This is a genomic window from Streptomyces sp. NPDC051738 (assembly GCF_044453205.1).
Lineage (GTDB): Bacteria > Actinomycetota > Actinomycetes > Streptomycetales > Streptomycetaceae > Streptomyces.
The window spans coordinates 110,603-126,615 of the sequence record NZ_JBITCM010000022.1; the positions used below are offsets into that span (position 1 = coordinate 110,603).

General features: G+C 70.9%; 14 protein-coding genes and 1 pseudogene. 9 read left to right on the plus strand and 6 right to left on the minus strand.

The features are described 5' to 3' along the window. Positions 1 to 3 precede the first annotated feature (3 nt). The 9 genes and pseudogenes from ACIA8X_RS38030 to ACIA8X_RS38070 all read left to right on the plus strand — a co-directional run. Positions 4 to 717 carry an ABC transporter permease gene (locus ACIA8X_RS38030; protein ID WP_393459012.1) on the plus strand — a complete coding sequence of 238 codons (714 nt, stop codon included), beginning with the start codon at positions 4 to 6 and terminating at the stop codon, positions 715 to 717. Further along, the gene (locus ACIA8X_RS38035) at positions 704 to 1,528 is read left to right on the plus strand and encodes an ABC transporter permease (RefSeq protein WP_393459009.1); all 825 of its coding nucleotides are present in this window, start codon (positions 704 to 706) and stop codon (positions 1,526 to 1,528) included. Before ACIA8X_RS38030 ends, ACIA8X_RS38035 begins: the two co-directional genes overlap by 14 nt. Before the next feature lie 29 nt (positions 1,529 to 1,557). Then, positions 1,558 to 2,115 carry a hypothetical protein gene (locus ACIA8X_RS38040; protein ID WP_393459006.1) on the plus strand — a complete coding sequence of 186 codons (558 nt, stop codon included), beginning with the start codon at positions 1,558 to 1,560 and terminating at the stop codon, positions 2,113 to 2,115. Beyond that, positions 1,998 to 3,476: a RiPP maturation radical SAM C-methyltransferase gene (locus tag ACIA8X_RS38045; RefSeq protein ID WP_393459003.1), complete on the plus strand. Its 1,479-nt coding sequence runs from the start codon at positions 1,998 to 2,000 to the stop codon at positions 3,474 to 3,476. Before ACIA8X_RS38040 ends, ACIA8X_RS38045 begins: the two co-directional genes overlap by 118 nt. A gap of 34 nt (positions 3,477 to 3,510) precedes the next feature. Next, complete coding sequence (locus ACIA8X_RS38050) at positions 3,511 to 4,602, plus strand: hypothetical protein (RefSeq protein ID WP_393459000.1); 1,092 nt, start codon at positions 3,511 to 3,513, stop codon at positions 4,600 to 4,602. 1,700 nt (positions 4,603 to 6,302) lie between these two features. After that, positions 6,303 to 6,809 carry a peptidylprolyl isomerase gene (locus ACIA8X_RS38055; protein WP_393459280.1) on the plus strand — a complete coding sequence of 169 codons (507 nt, stop codon included), beginning with the start codon at positions 6,303 to 6,305 and terminating at the stop codon, positions 6,807 to 6,809. 246 nt (positions 6,810 to 7,055) lie between these two features. Further along, a complete protein-coding gene (locus ACIA8X_RS38060; protein ID WP_393458997.1) occupies positions 7,056 to 8,210 on the plus strand; it encodes a DUF1611 domain-containing protein in 1,155 nt (384 codons plus the stop codon). Continuing rightward, positions 8,207 to 9,925 (plus strand): ATP-binding cassette domain-containing protein, encoded by a 1,719-nt coding sequence (locus tag ACIA8X_RS38065; RefSeq protein ID WP_393458994.1) that lies wholly within the window; start codon positions 8,207 to 8,209, stop codon positions 9,923 to 9,925. The genes ACIA8X_RS38060 and ACIA8X_RS38065 overlap by 4 nt, the downstream gene beginning before the upstream one ends. A 21-nt stretch (positions 9,926 to 9,946) precedes the next feature. Continuing rightward, positions 9,947 to 10,123, plus strand: a pseudogene (locus ACIA8X_RS38070) (FAD-dependent oxidoreductase); the annotation flags it as partial. A 13-nt stretch (positions 10,124 to 10,136) separates the two neighbouring features. On the opposite strand, the gene ACIA8X_RS38075 reads toward ACIA8X_RS38070, so the two are convergent. The 6 genes from ACIA8X_RS38075 to ACIA8X_RS38100 form a co-directional block, all read right to left on the minus strand. Next, entirely contained in the window at positions 10,137 to 10,664 is a 528-nt protein-coding gene (locus ACIA8X_RS38075) for an NUDIX hydrolase family protein (protein ID WP_177001334.1), read from the minus strand. 42 nt (positions 10,665 to 10,706) lie between these two features. Further along, positions 10,707 to 11,888: an amidohydrolase family protein gene (locus tag ACIA8X_RS38080; RefSeq protein WP_393458991.1), complete on the minus strand. Its 1,182-nt coding sequence runs from the start codon at positions 11,886 to 11,888 to the stop codon at positions 10,707 to 10,709. 1 nt (position 11,889) lies between these two features. Then, positions 11,890 to 13,293, minus strand: coding sequence for a glutamine synthetase family protein (locus tag ACIA8X_RS38085; RefSeq protein WP_393458988.1), 1,404 nt, complete (start codon positions 13,291 to 13,293; stop codon positions 11,890 to 11,892). A gap of 102 nt (positions 13,294 to 13,395) precedes the next feature. After that, positions 13,396 to 14,205: an SAM-dependent methyltransferase gene (locus ACIA8X_RS38090; RefSeq protein ID WP_393458985.1), complete on the minus strand. Its 810-nt coding sequence runs from the start codon at positions 14,203 to 14,205 to the stop codon at positions 13,396 to 13,398. Positions 14,206 to 14,346: 141 nt separating this feature from the next. Beyond that, positions 14,347 to 15,171, minus strand: coding sequence for a hypothetical protein (locus ACIA8X_RS38095; RefSeq protein ID WP_399460224.1), 825 nt, complete (start codon positions 15,169 to 15,171; stop codon positions 14,347 to 14,349). Between the two features lie 134 nt (positions 15,172 to 15,305). Then, on the minus strand, positions 15,306 to 16,010 hold the full coding sequence (locus ACIA8X_RS38100; RefSeq protein WP_393458979.1) for a response regulator: 705 nt from the start codon (positions 16,008 to 16,010) through the stop codon (positions 15,306 to 15,308). Positions 16,011 to 16,013 lie beyond the last annotated feature (3 nt).

A 16,013-nucleotide genomic window follows, 5' to 3' on the forward strand; every position in this document is an offset into this window, starting at 1 on the left:
GCCATGCAACGCAATCCCCTGCTGCTGGTCAACTCCGGGATGCTGCCCGCCGTGTTCCTGGTCATCGCCGTGGAGACCGGCCGCCCCGGCTCCGACGGCGCGGCCGAACTCATCGTGGCCGTGATGCTGACCGCGCTGTGGGGCTCCACGGTGTGGATGAGCGGAGGAGTCCTGCGCCGCGAGCGCACCTTCGGCACCCTGGCCCGCTGCGTCTCCGGAGTCTGGTCGCCCTACCTGGTGCTGCTGGGCAAGAGCCTGGGCGCCACCGTCACCAGCGTCGGCGCGATCCTCTTCAGCACCGGCGTCACCGCGGCGGCGCTGGGACTGCCGCTGAGCGTGTCACACCCGGCGTGGGCCGTCGTGTCGCTCGTGGTGCTGGTGTGCTCGGGCACCGCTCTGGGAGCGCTGGTGTCCTGCCTCTTCCTGGTGACCCGCAACGGGCTGGTGTGGTCCCACGCGCTGATGTACCCGGTCTTCGCCCTGGGCGGACTGCTCATCCCCACGGACGCGCTGCCCGAGTGGCTGCGCTGGGCGCCCGAACTGCTCAGCCTGCACTGGATCAAGGACTGTCTGGTCGACGCGAGCACCGGGGGCGTCACGCTCGCCCCACTGGGCGTCGCGATGCTGTTGACCCTCGCCTACTTCTCCGCCGCGGGCTTCGCCTACCGCCGGTCCGTCGAGAGGTCCCGGAAGGAGGGGACGCTTGACCTTGCATGACATCGCCCCCTCGCACGCCGCAGCCCCGGCCCGCGCCTCCCTGGCCTGGCGGTCGGCCGAGGCGGCCCGCATGGGCTGGCTGGAGTACCGGGTGCTCCAGACGCCCGCCGGTCTGCTCGGCGCGACCCTGCCGCGCGGGGTCCTGCAGATCCTGTTCTTCACGACGCTCGCGGGCGTCCTCGCGGGTCCCGGACATCGCGAGTACGCCTTCGCGGGATCGCTGGTGCTGGCGCTGAGCAGCACCAACGTCAACGGCGTGGTCGCCGTGCCGGTCCTGGACAAGCAGTACGCCACCTTCGCGCGGGTCCGCACCGGCGCGCTGTCGCCCACCGTCACCCAGATCGCCCGGGTGCTGCCCTACCCCGTCATGGGCTGGGTCCTCCTCGTCGTCCAGGGCGCGATCGCGGCGCCCCTGCTCGGAATGACGGACTTCGCCTTGCGACTGCTGCCCTGGGCGTGGGTGTACGCGCTGATCGCGCTCACGCTCAGCGTGCTCGGGCTCGCCGGCGCGACGATGACGGTCGGCAAACGGGCCGACGTGGTGGCCCCGAACGTCCTGTCCTACCTGGTCATGCTGTGCAGCGGCGCGATCGTCCCGCCCGGCAGGGTGGGATGGGTGGACGCGATCGGCCAGGTGCTGCCGGCCCGGCACGGCCTGGACGCCGTCCGCGCGGGGATGGAGGGCCGGCCGTGGCTCGGCGACCTGGGCCTGGAGGTCGCCGCCGGTCTCGGGTTCACCGTCCTGGCCGCGCTGTCGATCCTCCTCCAGGCCCGGCGCGCGAGCAGACACGGCCACGACGACTTCGAGTGACTGATGTGCCCAGACCCGAGGGGAAACCGATGAGCATCATCCGCCTGCCCCTGGCCGTGCGGACCGAGGCGGACCACGCGGCGTCCGCTTCACCGCCCGCCAAGGCTCTGCGTGTCGCCCTGGTCAACATGCCTTGGGCGCGCATCCATGCTCCCTCCATCCAGTGTGGACTGTTGCAGTCGATCACCCGCGAGGCCGGGCACGAGTGCGACAGCCACTACCTCAACCTCGAGTTCGCCTCCTTCTTCGGCAGCAAGGCCTACGACACCATCGCCAACGTCGCCTCGGAACGGCTGCACCTGATGGGGGAGTGGCTCTTCTCCTACGCCGCGTTCGGTGAAGTGACCCCGGACGACGACTACTTCGCCGAATATCCGGAAGTGAAGTCCATCTGGGACGAGCTCACCGGAAAAGGCCTCGAGGACCTCGTGGAGATGCGCCGCGAGACGCTGCCGGACTGGATCGCCGCATGCGCGGCCGAACCGGTGTGGGGGAGTACGACGTCATCGGGTTCACCTCCACGTTCATGCAGAACACGGCGTCCCTCGCACTGGGGAGGAAGATCAAGGAATTCCACCCCGGTGTGACCCTGGTCTACGGAGGCGCCAACTTCGACGGGGAGATGGGCGCCGAGTATGCGAGGAAGCTGCCCTGGCTCGACTACGTGGTGGCCGGCGAGGGCGACATCGTGTTCCCCGCCCTGCTGAAGAACATCGCCGACGGCACGGACACTCCGATCACCGGCGTCCTGCGGCATGCCACCACGCACGCGCCGCAGGCCGCCGACGCGCAGCGCCCGCAGGCCCTCGACGACCTTCCCACCCCGGACTACCGGGACTACTTCGCCTGGTTGGAGCGCTTCGACCGCGCCCGGCTGCTCGGCCGGGCGCCGGTACGACTGCCGGTCGAGTTCTCCCGGGGATGCTGGTGGGGCCAGAAACACCACTGCACCTTCTGCGGTCTCAACGCGCTCGGCATGGCGTACCGCTCCAAGTCCGGCGAGCGCGCGTTCACCGAGCTCAGCGCGCTGCTGCGCGACTACCCGGTGGTGCATGTCGACACCGTCGACAACATCCTGGACATGAGGTACTTCTCGTCGCTCTGCACGCTGCTGGCCCAAGAGCACTGGGACGTGAACCTCTTCTTCGAGGTGAAGGCCAATCTCACCCGGGAGCAGCTTGCGACCCTGAGAAGCGCCGGGATCCTCCGCATCCAGCCCGGCATCGAGAGTCTCAGCACTCATGTGCTGCAACTGATGCGCAAGGGCGCGAGCAAGCTGATCAACATCCGGCTCCTGAAATGGGCCGGCTACTACGGGATCGACGTGGCCTGGAACATCCTGGCGGGATTCCCGGGGGAGACCGAGGAAGACTACGCCGAACAGCTGCGCCTGCTCCCGCTTCTGCACCATCTGCAGCCGCCCGGGGGCTGCGGAAGGATATGGCTGGAACGCTTCAGCCCCTATTTCACCGACCCGTCCTTCCCCATCGACAAGGTCCGGCCCCGGGCCAGCTACGGCCATGTCTACCCGGCCTCGTTGGACCCCGAGAAGATCGCGTACTTCTTCGACTACGAGGCGTCCGGCACCGTGTCCCACGAGACGGTCACCGCGCTGAACGCCGCCGTCTCCACATGGCGGACCCGCTTCGCCGAGTCGAAGCCCAGTCTCGTCTACCAGCGGCTGCCCGGGAAGCTGACGCTGATCGACCGCAGGACCGACCAGCCCAAGCGGGCCGTCCTCGCGGGCTGGAAGGCGGAGGCCTACGAGGCCTGCGGAGACGCGCCCCGTTCAGCGGCGGCGATCGCCCGCCTGCTGGCGGCACAGGACGTGTCGGTCTCCGAGGACGAGGTGACGGCCTTTCTCGAACAGTGCTGTCGCGCCGACGTGATGGTGTCGGACGACGGCAGGTTCCTCGGGCTCGCGCTGCCGGAGAACCCCGGCTGGTAGCCGTCGTGGCCCCGTGCCAAGGAGGGATGAGCGCATGACAGCAGTCGAATCGGCCCGGGACAGGGTGCGCCTGGGCAGGCGCATAGCATCCCGCCTGGCCGCGTCGACACACGCGGACGCCGCGTTCCTCGCCGGGAGTTCGGCAGTCGGGCTGGGCAGCGCCACCAGCGACATCGACGTCTATCTGGTCGGCGCCCCGACGGGAGAGAAACGGCAGCAGATGTTCGCCGACGACATCCGTGTCGACGTACAGCATCTCTCCCCGGACACCCTGGAGTCGCTCGTCGACCGAGTCCTTGGCACGGGACCGCACGCGGACCCGGCGGGGCAGACGCTGTCGGACCGTGAGATCGCGCTGACCGTCCGGCTGCGCACCGGTGACATCGTGACCGACTCGGGCACGCTGGCCGCGCTGCGCAAACGACTCGACGAGCATCCTCTGCGGCTCTCCCGACTGGTCATGAACCACTGGATGCTCGCCGCGTTCTTCGCGGCCGAGGACTGCCTCGGACTGCGCCAGTCGGACGACCCGTCCGACCTGGACGCGGCCGCGCTCGCCGGTCGGCGCGCCCTCGTGTGCGCGGGGAAGGCGCTGGCTGCGGCAGGCGGGGACCTCTACTTCGGCGAGAAATGGGTGTGGCGGCAGCTCGCCCGCAGCGGCCCCGACGGGTTCCCCTTCCCGGAGTTCCAACGGCTCTTGCGGGACGACCCCCTGGCCGTCGACCCCTCTGCGGGCCTGACCGCGCTGACGTCGTTCGCCCAGACCTGCCTGATCGCCACGGCCACCCTCGGCTGGCAGGGCGTCGACGTCTCCCGCTGGCCCGCCTGGCCGGCGGGGAGCGGTCCGCTGCGCAGGTCCCCGGCGTTCCTCCCGCGCGCCTACGACGACATGGTGACGCTGGTCCAGCCCGCCGGCCGGCACTTCCGCCTGCAGCCCGACGCGGCGCTGGTCTGGGGCCTGAGTGACGGGCGCTGCGCGCAGACCGTCACCGAGCACTCGCTGCGACTGTCGAAGGAGGCGCCCGCGTTCGCCGGACTGACCGACGAGCGGTGCCGGCGCATCACGACCGAGTTGCGGAAAGCGGGTCTGCTCACCGAGACGGGCGGACTGTGGGGAGCGATGTGAAGTTCCGTCAGAAACGCAGCACCACCCTCGACCTCGCACTCGCCCTGCAGCGCGAGCTGATCGGCCGCACCGGCTCCTGGGAGCCCAACTTCCTGCCCCGGCCGGTCACCCCGGAGACGGACCCGTTCCTCGACGGACTGCGGTCATGGGCGCGGACCGTCGGCTCCGGCCTGCCCGCGTTCCTGGCCGCCGCCCGCCGACCGGAGGACCTCATCGCCCTCGTCGACGACGACCGCCTCCGTCCCGGAACGGAACTCGTCACCACCGCGCTGACCGCCGCGGCGCCGACCCTCGCCGAGGCACTCCCCCAGTTCGAGGAGTTGCGCAAGCAGGCGACTGCGGAGATCAACGACTTCCTCCCGCCGCGTTACCTGGCTCCGCTCTGCGCGGCTCTGGGCACCAACGAGACCGAGCGGACGCTGGACCTCCACCTCGTGCCGCTCGCGCCCGCCCCGCCGGCCACGGGCTTCCTGATCGACGCGGGCAAGGCCACGGGCGTCTACGTCGACTGCCGCCGCTTCCGTGGATCGACGCTCGCGGACGCCGCCCTGACCATGCTGGGCTGGGCGCAGCTGAAATCCGGGGCCGTCCCCGACTTCCACCTGTCCACCGAGCTGGTCCGCCGCCTGCCCGGTAGCTCTCCGTACCAGCGCCGGCTGCGGGTTCTCCTCACCAAGATCCTCGTGGAGATGACCGCCGGCCATCTGGTACGCGCGGTGGACTCTGCCCACCGTCCCTGTGCCGACGTACTCGGCACCAAGTGGCGCTACGCGCGCCTGTATTCCGTGGCCGAACGGCACTGGCCCCGATACCTCGACGGCGACGTCGACCGCGCCGAGGCCCTGACCCTGATGGCCGCGGACCTCGCCGCACACAGCCCGCGCTGGTTCGTCGACTCCGTCGACCCCTCCTCGCTCGCCGCCGACTTCTACCTGCTGGAATGGCTGACCGCGGCGGGCGACCGCACGGCCAGAGCACGGCTGTTCCGCTGGCTGCCCCATCTGTGCGCTGAGCTGGCGGGGCATCTGGACAACGTGATCGGCAACGAGCTCGGACACTACGAACGAGCCAGAACGCACCACCATCCGCAGGAACTGGCGGACTTCATCACGGAGATCAACCAGGGCGACAGCCGTGTCACATGGCAACGGCTGCGCCGCGAGATGGGCCACGGTCGGGCGCTGCAGCTCGCCACGGAGGCATTCGCCGGTCCGGGCGTCGAGTTCGGCGGAGAAGCGTGGGCACCGGTGGCCGCCATGGTGCGGCGCTACGTCCGGCACGAGCTGCCCGACCGGGTCTTCGTCGACCAGTGCTTCACCCTGGAGCACAACAACGGCTCGCTCTTCGACAAGTACCACGACACAACGACCATGCGTGAGGTGCTGGACGCCCAAGCGGCGACCGATCTCGACACCCTGCTGACCCACGCATCGGCCGAAGTACGGGAACTGTGGCAGGCACAGCGCCTCGACTCGGCGGAGGGCCATCCGATGTGGCTCGGGTCGCGCCCGGCCGCGCCGGCCGAGGTCCGTACTGACCCATCGGGATGGAGCGCAACCGGCCTGCACGCAAACGCACCGGGCACGGTCGGATGCGGCGATCGCGGCGACCGGGGCGCGTTCGCCCCCCTGAGCGACCCGCTGCGCGACTCCCCCATACGGATTCGCCAGACGCCTGCCCGCCGTCCCTTCTCCTCCTCCTTGAGGACCTACCGATCCCTCGCCGCGGTCCTGCACACCGAGCTCGGCGACATCCACCTCGAACTGCGCCCCGACGAAGCCCCCTACACCGCGGACAACTTCGTGGGCCTGGCCACCGGAAGCCGCACCTGGACCGACCCCCTGACCGGAGCCACCGGAGAGGGCGGTTTCTACGACGGCACGGTCTTCCACCGCCGTGTGCCGGGCTTTGTCGTCCAGGGCGGCGATCGACTGGGCAATGGGCAAGGCAGCGCCGGATACCGGATACCCGACGAAATCCATCCGGACCGTTCCTTTGAGCGGCCGTTCCAACTGGCCATGGCGAATCTGGGCCGGGACAGCACCGGCTCCCAGTTCTTCATCACCCTTGCTCCGGCGCCCCATCTGAACGGGCAGTACACCATCTTCGGAGAGGTGGCGGACGACCGGTCGAAGGACGCGGTCGGCGCCATCGCCTTGTCGCCGACGGCTGTCCGGCTCAACCGCGTGACGATCTCGACCACCTGAAAGCGTCTCTTGTGCGTCCGTGGTCCGGCCGGAACCGGCGGCCGGGCTGCCGGAGGAGTGGGACTGTCCCCTCGGCCGGCAGCGGGCCGAATCAAGAGGGCTGTCGTCCATTCGGAGTTCTGGATTGCTCCTGATGACGCATCGGAATGCGCACTCTGCGAGCGCGTCGGATGCTGGTGCTCCGCGGGACGTCGGGCTAAGGAGAAATCCATGCAGAGCGTGCGGTTCAATTCTTGCGGTACTGAGGTGGCGAAGGTTTCCTACACCGCTCGCCGTCTTGTCGAGCTGGGCTACGGAGATATAGGAACACTCGGCCTGAGCGTGCCGGATGAGCCTCCACGGGCGGGTGACCTGGTGTTGTGCCGGGTGACGGAAGTCGGCCAGCACAGATTCCTCGGACAGGTACACGGAAAGAGGAATCGGCTGTTCGTCGGCGACACGATCGTGGTCGCCTATGGCGCCCGCTACGCCCCCGACCAATTCGAGGCAGAGGTGCCCGACGACTTCGGACCTTGTGATCTGGTCGCCGGAGGCGGCATAGCGGGACGGGTCGTGTCCTCCCACTCCAGAATGAAATCCCCCACCCAGTTGGAGCCCTTGGGCCTGGTGACCGACGAGCACGGCGACGTCATCAACCTCGCCCGCCTGGCCCGGCCCGTGGTGCCGGTCCTCGCTCCGCGCCCGCGTACCATCGCCGTCCTCGGCACCTCGATGAACGCGGGCAAGACGACCGTGGCCGCCGCCCTCATCCGTGGCCTCAGCCTGGCCGGCCGCCGGGTCGGCGCGGCAAAGGTGACCGGCACCGGCGCGCCCGGGGATCCGACGCTGATGGCCGACGCGGGCGCTGCGCGGGTCATCGACTTCACCGACCTGGGTTTCCCCACCACCTACCAGCAGCCGATGCCGCAGGTGATCCGCATTCTGCGCAGCGCGATCACGGATCTGACGAGTCACCAGGCAGACGCCATCGTGCTGGAGGTCGCGGACGGGCTCCTGCAACGGGAGACGGCGGCACTGATGCGGACACCGGAGTTCCGCACCGGCGTGGACAGCATCGTGTTCGCGGCCTCTGACTCGATCAGCGCGGTGGCAGGGGTACGGCAGTTGCGTGAGGAGGGACTTCCCGTCGTGGCCCTGAGCGGGGTGCTGACGTCCTCTCCGCTGGCCATGGCCGAAGCGCTGACCGCCGTGGACGTTCCGGTGCACAAGGCGGCCGCCCTGTCCGACCCGTCCGTCGCCGAGCAACTGCTCGCGGGCGCCGTCACAGGACGGCGCGTCGCAGCAGACGGCACCCCGAGGCTGGAGGACGCCGGCCGGCTGACGGACCACAGCGGGCTACCGCAGGAACGCAGCCGACTGGCGGACTACAGCGGTCCCCTGACGGCCGAAACAGTGGCGTGACCACGACCCGACGGCAGCGCGTCCGGATGCCGCACACACTCGGCGGTGTGCGGCGCCGGCTGATGCTGCTGTTGGTGCTCGCGGGTTTCGGGCAGGCGGTCTGTGTGATCGCCTTCGCCCTCCTGGTGCATGGCGCGGCCTACCGCGTCACGCACGACGGGGGCATCGCGTCCGGAAAGGACCGCAGCGCCATCTACACGCACGTCGCCGGTTACGCGCCTACCACGCTGGCCGTCGGACTCGTCACGTCGGCCTGCGCGACCGTGCTGCTCAAGGCGGCAGGCGAACCGCTGGCGGAACGGCTGGCCCAGAGCTACGTACACAGCGTCAGAATGCGTCTCTTCGACCACGTCGCCCGAAGCGAGGCGGGGGGACCGTTCCGGCGCACGGTCGGCGTGACCGTGCTCCGCTTCACCGGTGACGCTTCCGCCCTGCGGCTGTGGATGAGCAAAGGGGTGGCACCGATCCTGGTGGACGGGGTGTTCGTGACGTGCGCGCTGGTCGTACTGGCCGTCACCGCGCCGGGCATCGGAGCGCTTTCGGCGGCGCTGGTCCTCCTCGCCGCCGTGGCCGTCGCCCTGTTGGGACAGCGGCTGGGCGACCGCGTGCGCGACACCAGACGGCACAACGGCAGGCTCGCCGCCTTCGTCAACGAACGGGTCACCCACACCGCCGTCATACAGTCCCTCGGACGGGTCGCGCAGGAGCGCCGGGTCATGCGGCGGCACAGCCGTGAGTACGGTCGCGCCATGGTGCGCCAAGCCCGGCTCACCGGGGCGATGTCGGCGACGGCCGAGGCGTGCGGCATCGGGATCCTGCTGATCGTGGTCACCGTGGGCCTGATGGCGGGCACCACCTGGGAGACCCTCGCTTCGCTGCTGACGGTGGCGAACTTCCTCGGCGCGCCCCTGATATCGCTGGTCCGGGTGCAGGAGCACTGGCAGCGGTCGCGCGTCGCACGGCGGCGCATCGCCGAGGTCCTCGCGGCACCGGCGCCGCTGGCCGGACCACGCGGAGCCGAGCCACTCGCGAAAGGGCCCGGGCACCTGGAACTCGCGGAGCTGCGCGTGGACGGCGTCCTGGAGGCATCGGCCGTCGCCCTGCCCGGGCAGCGGATCGTGCTGCAGGGACCTCCGGGCGCGGGAAAGTCACTGCTCCTCCGCCTGATCGCGCGGCTGCAGAAACCGGACGCAGGCGCCATCCTGCTCGACGGCCAGGACCTGGCCCGGCACGACCCCGAATCGGTATGGCGGGTGATCAGGCTGACCAGCCCCGAACTGCCGTTGCTCCGCGGCAGCGTGGGCAAGAACCTGCGGCACGGTGAACCACCGGACGCGGCCGACGGGGCGGACGAGGACCACATCGAGGCCCTGGCCGAGCTGCTGCCCGACGGTCTGCGCACCCGGGTGGGCGAAAACGGACACGGCCTCTCCATGGCCGTGCGCTACCAGGTCGCGATGGTCCGGGCGCTGCGCAGCGGTCCCCGGGTTCTGTTGCTGGACGACGCCCCACCGGAGGAGGCGCTCACCTCCGGCCTGGTGGAGCGCCTGTTCGAGCAGTATCCGGGCACGGTCATCTACGTCACCGACGAGCCCAAGCTCGCCGCGCGCGCGGATGTGCTCTGGCGCATCGACGACGGCAGGCTGACGGTCCATGAGCCGGTGCGGCAGACCGACGAGCCGCTACGGCCGGGCATGGAGCCGGAAATGGGTTAGCACTCCCGTGTGACTTCGTGGGAGAACTTCGTCCTGGCCCGGCATCCCGAGCACTCGAACGTCACGGTCGCCTGCGGCTTCTCCGGGCACGGCTTCAAGTTCGTGCCGGTGGTCGGCGAGATTCTCGCCGACCTGGCCATCGAAGGAACGACCGACCATCCCATCGCCCTCTTCGACCCGCGTCGGGTGCGCGCCTGAGGCCCATGCGAAGTCAGATCACGCAGCCCACATGCGCCAGCGCCTGCTTCAGCAGCACCCCGTGCCCGCCCGGCATCTCGCTCTGCACCGCCGGGGACAGCGCCTCCTGCGGGCTGAACCACACCAGGTCGAGGGCGTCCTGGCGGGGGCGGCAGTCGCCGCTGACCGGGACGACATAGGCGAGGGAGACCGCGTGCTGGCGCGGGTCGTGGTACGCCGTGACACCCTGCGTCGGGAAGTACTCCGCGACGGTGAACGGCTGCAGGGAGGTCGGGACGCGGGGGAGCGCCACCGGGCCGAGGTCCTTCTCCAGGTGGCGCAGCAGGGCGTCGCGGACACGCTCGTGGTGCAGCACGCGGCCGGAGACCAGGGTCCGGCTGACCGTACCGTCCGGTCCGATGCGCAGCAGGAGGCCGATGCTGGTGACCTCTCCGCTGTCGTCGATGCGCACGGGCACGGCCTCGACGTAGAGGATCGGCATGCGGGCGCGTGCCATCTCCAGCTCGTCGGGGGACAGCCAGCCGGGCGTGGTTTCGGTCATGTCAGACATTGCTTGATCATACTTTCCGGGAATTGCGAACGCTCAGTCGCGGGGCTGACGGGATTCGGGAGCGGTGGAGGAGGGGGCGGGGTCGGGGGCGGGCAGTCCATAGAGGCGGCGGGCGTTGTCGCCAGCCGTCCACGCCGCGATCCGCAGCGCGTCCGGCAGGCTCAGTTCGTCGGCGTCCACCCGGTCCTGGAGCAGGTCGCCCAGGCCGCGGCGGAACGCCAGGGCGCCGAGCCGGTAGAACTCGGCCAGACCATACGCGTCCGAGCTGTACAGCAGCTTGCGGAACGGGGTGATCTCCAGGGCCTCGGCCAGGATCGCCCGGGACCGGGCCGGGCCGACGTGGTGCAGGGTGAGGCCCACGTCCAGGTACACCTGCTCGAACACCGCCGCCAGATAGGAGGCCTGGCGCTGGTACGGCCAGCAGTGCAGCAGCAGGACGGGGATGGTGCCCTTGGTGAGGTGCAGCCAGTCCGTCAGATGGGTCGGGTCCACCCGGTGCAGCCGGATGTCGTTGTCGCCGAATCCGGTGTGGAGCTGGAGGGGGAGTCCGAGGTCCACCGCCGTCCACAGCAGGTGCCGTACCAGGACCGGATCGGCCAGTCGGCCGCCCTCCGCCAGCCAGGCCCGGGCCGCCGCGGTGACGAGGATGTCCGCCGGGCGCGCCGGGTCCAGGTCGAAGCCCGTGCGATACGCGGCGACCGACTTCACGGCCACCACGCCCGGACGCCGTACGGCCTCCTCGACGGCCGTGCGGAAGGCGGTGGCATACGCCTCCGGCTCGACCCCCTGCGCCGCCACCGCTTCGGCGACCGCTTCCAGCCGTACGACTTCGTACGCGGCCCCGCCGGCGGTCTCCGCCAGTTCGCCGGGTGTGGTGAGGCGGTGCGGGGTGTACCCGGTGTCGACGCAGAACACCTCGGTTCCGGCGGCGGTCAGGAACCGGCGGTTCACCTCGCGCCGGCCCAGTTCCGCGCGCCGGGACAGGTAGGCGTCGGCGGAGGCATGGCGCGGCAGATCGAGCAGCGGCGCGCAGTGGCGGCGTACGGCCACGCCCGCCGGGGTGTCGAAGGGCGAGAAGCCGGGCCAGGGCTCGCCCTCGGTGAGCAGCGACTCGAAGCCCTCGCGGTCCAGGTCGGCGGTGACCAGCCCGTGGCAGTGATGGTCCACCAGCGGCAGCGCCGCGAGCGCCTCGTGGACCGGGCCGGTGGCGCTCATCTCAGTACTTCCAGCGGTAGGCCGCGGCCACTTGATCGTCGTTCAGTCCGGCGACGGCATCGAGCTCGCCTTCTCGTACGGCGATCACGGCGTCGGTGAGGACCGGGCCCAGCGCGGCCCGCAACGGCTCGTCCGCACGGAAGTGTCTGACGGCCTCACGCAGCGAGACCGGTAGGCGGCGGACGCCCCTGGCTGCCGCGACCTGCGCAGCGAGCTGCGCCGGATCACCGGTGATCTCCTCGGGCAACCGCGCGCCCGACGTCACTCCGTCCAGCCCGGCGGCGATCAGACAGCCGAGCGCGAGATACGGGTTGGCGGCCAGGTCCACCGGTTTGACCTCCAGGTTGGCGGCCTGGTCGCGGTGGCCCGCCGTGCCGGTGACGACGCGCAGTCCCGCCTCCCGTGTCTCCCGGCCCCACGCGGTGAACACCCCGGCCCACTGCGAGGGTCTGAGCCGCAGGTAGCTCGCCGGGCTCGGTGCCGTGACCGCCGTGAGGGCGGGGAGATGGGTGAGGACGCCGGCCGCGAAGGACTCGGCGTCGGGCCACATGCCGTGGCGGCGGTCACCGCCCGCGTGCAGGTTGACGCCGTCGCGCCAGGCGGAGAGGTGGACATGGCCGCCGTTGCCGACGCCCTGGCCGAAGACCGCCGGTGCGAAGGACACCGCGAGCCCGTGGCGTTGCGCCACCGCGCGGATCGTCTGTCGGACCAGCACGCTGCGGTCGGCCGCCGCCACCGGGTCCAGCGCGGCCACCGACAGCTCGAACTGCCCGGCCGCGTACTCGGGATGGAGCTGGTCGACCTCCACGCCCTGCCGCGCGAGCGCCGCGAGCAGCTCGGCCGTGCAGTCGCTCAACTCGACCTGGCGGGTGGCGCCGTACGCCGGACCCGTGACCGCCGGCACGAACGCGCCGTCGGCGCCCGGCGGTTGGGCGACGGCCCACTCGATCTCGATGCTCGCCCTGAAGGTGATGCCGTGGCGCTCGGCGGCCTCCCGGACCGTCCGCCGCAGGAAGGTACGGCTGCACCCGGGATGCCGCTCGCCCTCCTGGGTGATCCGGTCGACCGGCACCCACGCCCAGCCGGGCTGCCCGGCCAGCTCCACCAGGTGGTCCAGGTGGGGGTAGAGACGCAGATCGCCGTCGGGGGAGCCGAGGACGTCGGTCGTGACGATGGAGTCGCCCGCCAGGAAGGTGTCGAACACCGGCGACATCCCGACGCCCCAGGCCGCCGCCGACGCGAGCTTCGCCGTCGGGATCGTCTTCACCCGGCCCACGCCCGCCGTGTCGACGTAGGCCAGCACGATCCCGTGCACACCCCGCCCGGACAGTTCGCCGCTCAGCGCGCCGGCCCGCTCGACATCACCGGGACGCCCGCCCGGGACGGGGTCGGCAAGGGTGGTCATACGGTCTCCTCGACGAGCTCGGCCGGTCCGCGCCGGTCTGTCCGCGCCGGTTCGCTCCGGTTCGGTCCGGTCCGGTTCGGGTCGTGCGGTCCCTGCTGGGCGTCAGGGTTTCACGGCCACCGCGCCGTACTGCGGCACCGCAGCGGGAGAGTCGGCGGCGCGCCACTGCGAGCAGGACACCATCCCCGGCTCCAGCAGCTCAAGACCCTCGAAGAACGCGGCGATGTCGGCGCCGCTGCGGGCCGTGATCGGCGGCGTGGCGTTCTCGTTCCAGAACTTCATCGCCGGGATCTGGCCCTCGCCGCCGAGCTCGGAGTCGAAGGTCGGGTGGGTCAGCACCAGGAGGCTGCCGGAGGGGACCGCGGCCAGGACGCGCCGCACGATGTCGCGGGCCTTGTCGTAGTCCAGCACGAAGTTGAGGATGCCCAGCATCATCACCGCGACCGGCTCGGTGAAGTCCAGGGTCTGCCCGGCGCGCTCGACGATGGCGTCCGGGTCGTGCACATCGGCGTCGATGTAGGCGGTGACGCCCTCGTGGGTGCCGGTCAGCAGGGTGCGGGCGTGCACGAGCACGATCGGGTCGTTGTCGACGTACACGATGCGTGAGTCGGGCGCGACGAGCTGGGCGATCTCATGGGTGTTCTCCGCCGTGGGCAGCCCGGTTCCGATGTCCAGGAACTGCCGTATGCCGCGCTCCTCGGCCACGAACCGCACCGCCCGGCCGAGGAACTCACGGTCCGCGCGGGCGATGTCCCGGATGATCGGGAACATCCCGGCGACCTGCTCGCCGACCTGCTGGTCGACCTCGTAGTTGTCCTTGCCACCGATCCAGTAGTTCCACACGCGCGCGTTGTGCGCCACACCGGTGTTCAGCTTCGCCGACCCGCCCGCCGGGGTGTGGCCATCGCTCACGACTCGTTCCTCTCCTCGCACGCACGCACGACCGAAACCGGCCATCGCCGCCATTGTGCCGCTCCGTTGATCACGTTGTCCCGGGATTCGGCAGAGCCGGTACGGCCGTTGGCGTGCGGCGGGAGAGCTGCCGCGGATCCGTCACTCGATCTCGCTGGGGGACGCGGCCGGCGACTTCCCGGCCAGGACGTCCTGGAGGCGCTGGGTGCCCAGCTTCACCGCCTGCTCGACGGAGTCGTGCTCGTCCCCGTCGAGGCCGCCCGCCGTGACGGTGATCGCGTCGTTGCCGACGCGTACGGCGGCGACGTCCAGGGTGAGCGTGGCCCCCTCGCCGTCGGTCGTGCCCTGCACCGTCACCCGCAGGCCCTGCCGGGCGTCGCCCACCTTCGGCAGCGAGGTCTCGATCACCTGGACGGTGCGCTCCTCGCCGTTCTCGGTCATCGTGAACTGGTCGCACTCGTCCGGCAGCTTCGCCATCCAGTTCAAGGAGTCCTGCGGGTCGCTCCGGTCGTAGGAGGCGACCTGGTACAGCAGACGCGAGTCGTCCTGTGTGAAACCGCGCAGCGCGTTGGCCCCCGACGGCTTGCCCAGCAGGTCGTCGTCGTAGAGCGAGTCCATGAGCCGCTGGCAGTCGGCGGCGTCGGCCTTGGCGGTGAGGAAGTCGGAGACGTCGACCGTGCCGATGAGCAGGGAGTCGTGCCAGTTCTCGGCCTCGGTGTCCTTGACCTGCGTCCAGTCGTCCTCGATGTCCGCCGCGGTGATCAGCGCGGTCTGCGCGCCGGACTCGGTGAGGGTGGCCGTGGGCGAGGGGGTCGGCTGCTTCCTGGCGGCGGGCGACGCGGTGACGCCCGAGTCCCGTGCCCCGTCCTTGTCGCCGTCGTCCGAGCAGGCGGCGGTGGTCAGCAGAGCGCCCGCCGCCAGGGCCGAGGAGAGAACACGGGCGAGCCGGGACGTACGACGGATCATCGGGAGTGCCTCCTGAGAACGTGACGCGTGCCCTCAGCGCACCACCGCGGCCGACGGCCCACCAGCGGCGGCGGACCGTTCGAGTGAGCGCCGCCCGCAGCGCCGCCCGCAGTGCCGTCGCCTCGGAGCCACTGTCACGCGCCGGGCCGCGCGTGCCCGTTCTGCCAGGCCCAGGCCGCGATCTCGACGCGGTTGCGGGCCGCCAGTTTGAGCTGGACGCTGGACAGGTGTGTCTTGACCGTGGACAGGGAGACATACAGCTCGGCGGCGATCTCGGCATTCGTGCGGCCGAGGGCGACCAGGCGGACGACGTCGAGTTCGCGGTCGGTCAGCGGTTCGGTGAGCTGCGCGGGCCTCGCCGGGGCGGCGGGGGCCTGCTCGGACTGCGGAGCGGTGACGTGCTTGAGCAGCCGGACCGTGACCGACGGCGAGACCAGCGAGTCGCCGGCCGCGGCGGCGCGGACCGCCTCCGCGAGAAGGGCGGGCCCCGAGTCCTTCAGCAGGAACCCGCACGCGCCGCCGCGCAGCGCCCCGTACACGTACTCGTCGAGGTCGAACGTGGTCACCACGACCACCCGCATCGGGTCGGCCACCTCGGGCCCCGCCAGCAGCCGGGTCGCCTCCAGCCCGTCCAGCTTCGGCATCCGGATGTCCAGCAGACAGACGTCCGGCCGCTCCCGCCGGGCCAGTGCCACCGCCTCCTCGCCGTCGGCGGCCTCGGCGACGACGGTGATGTCGGGCTGGGCGTCGAGGAAGAAACGGAAGCCGGTGCGGACCATCTCCTGGTCGTCGGCGATGAGGACGCGGATGGGCGCCCCGGACGGGGGTGGGGTGGTCATGGC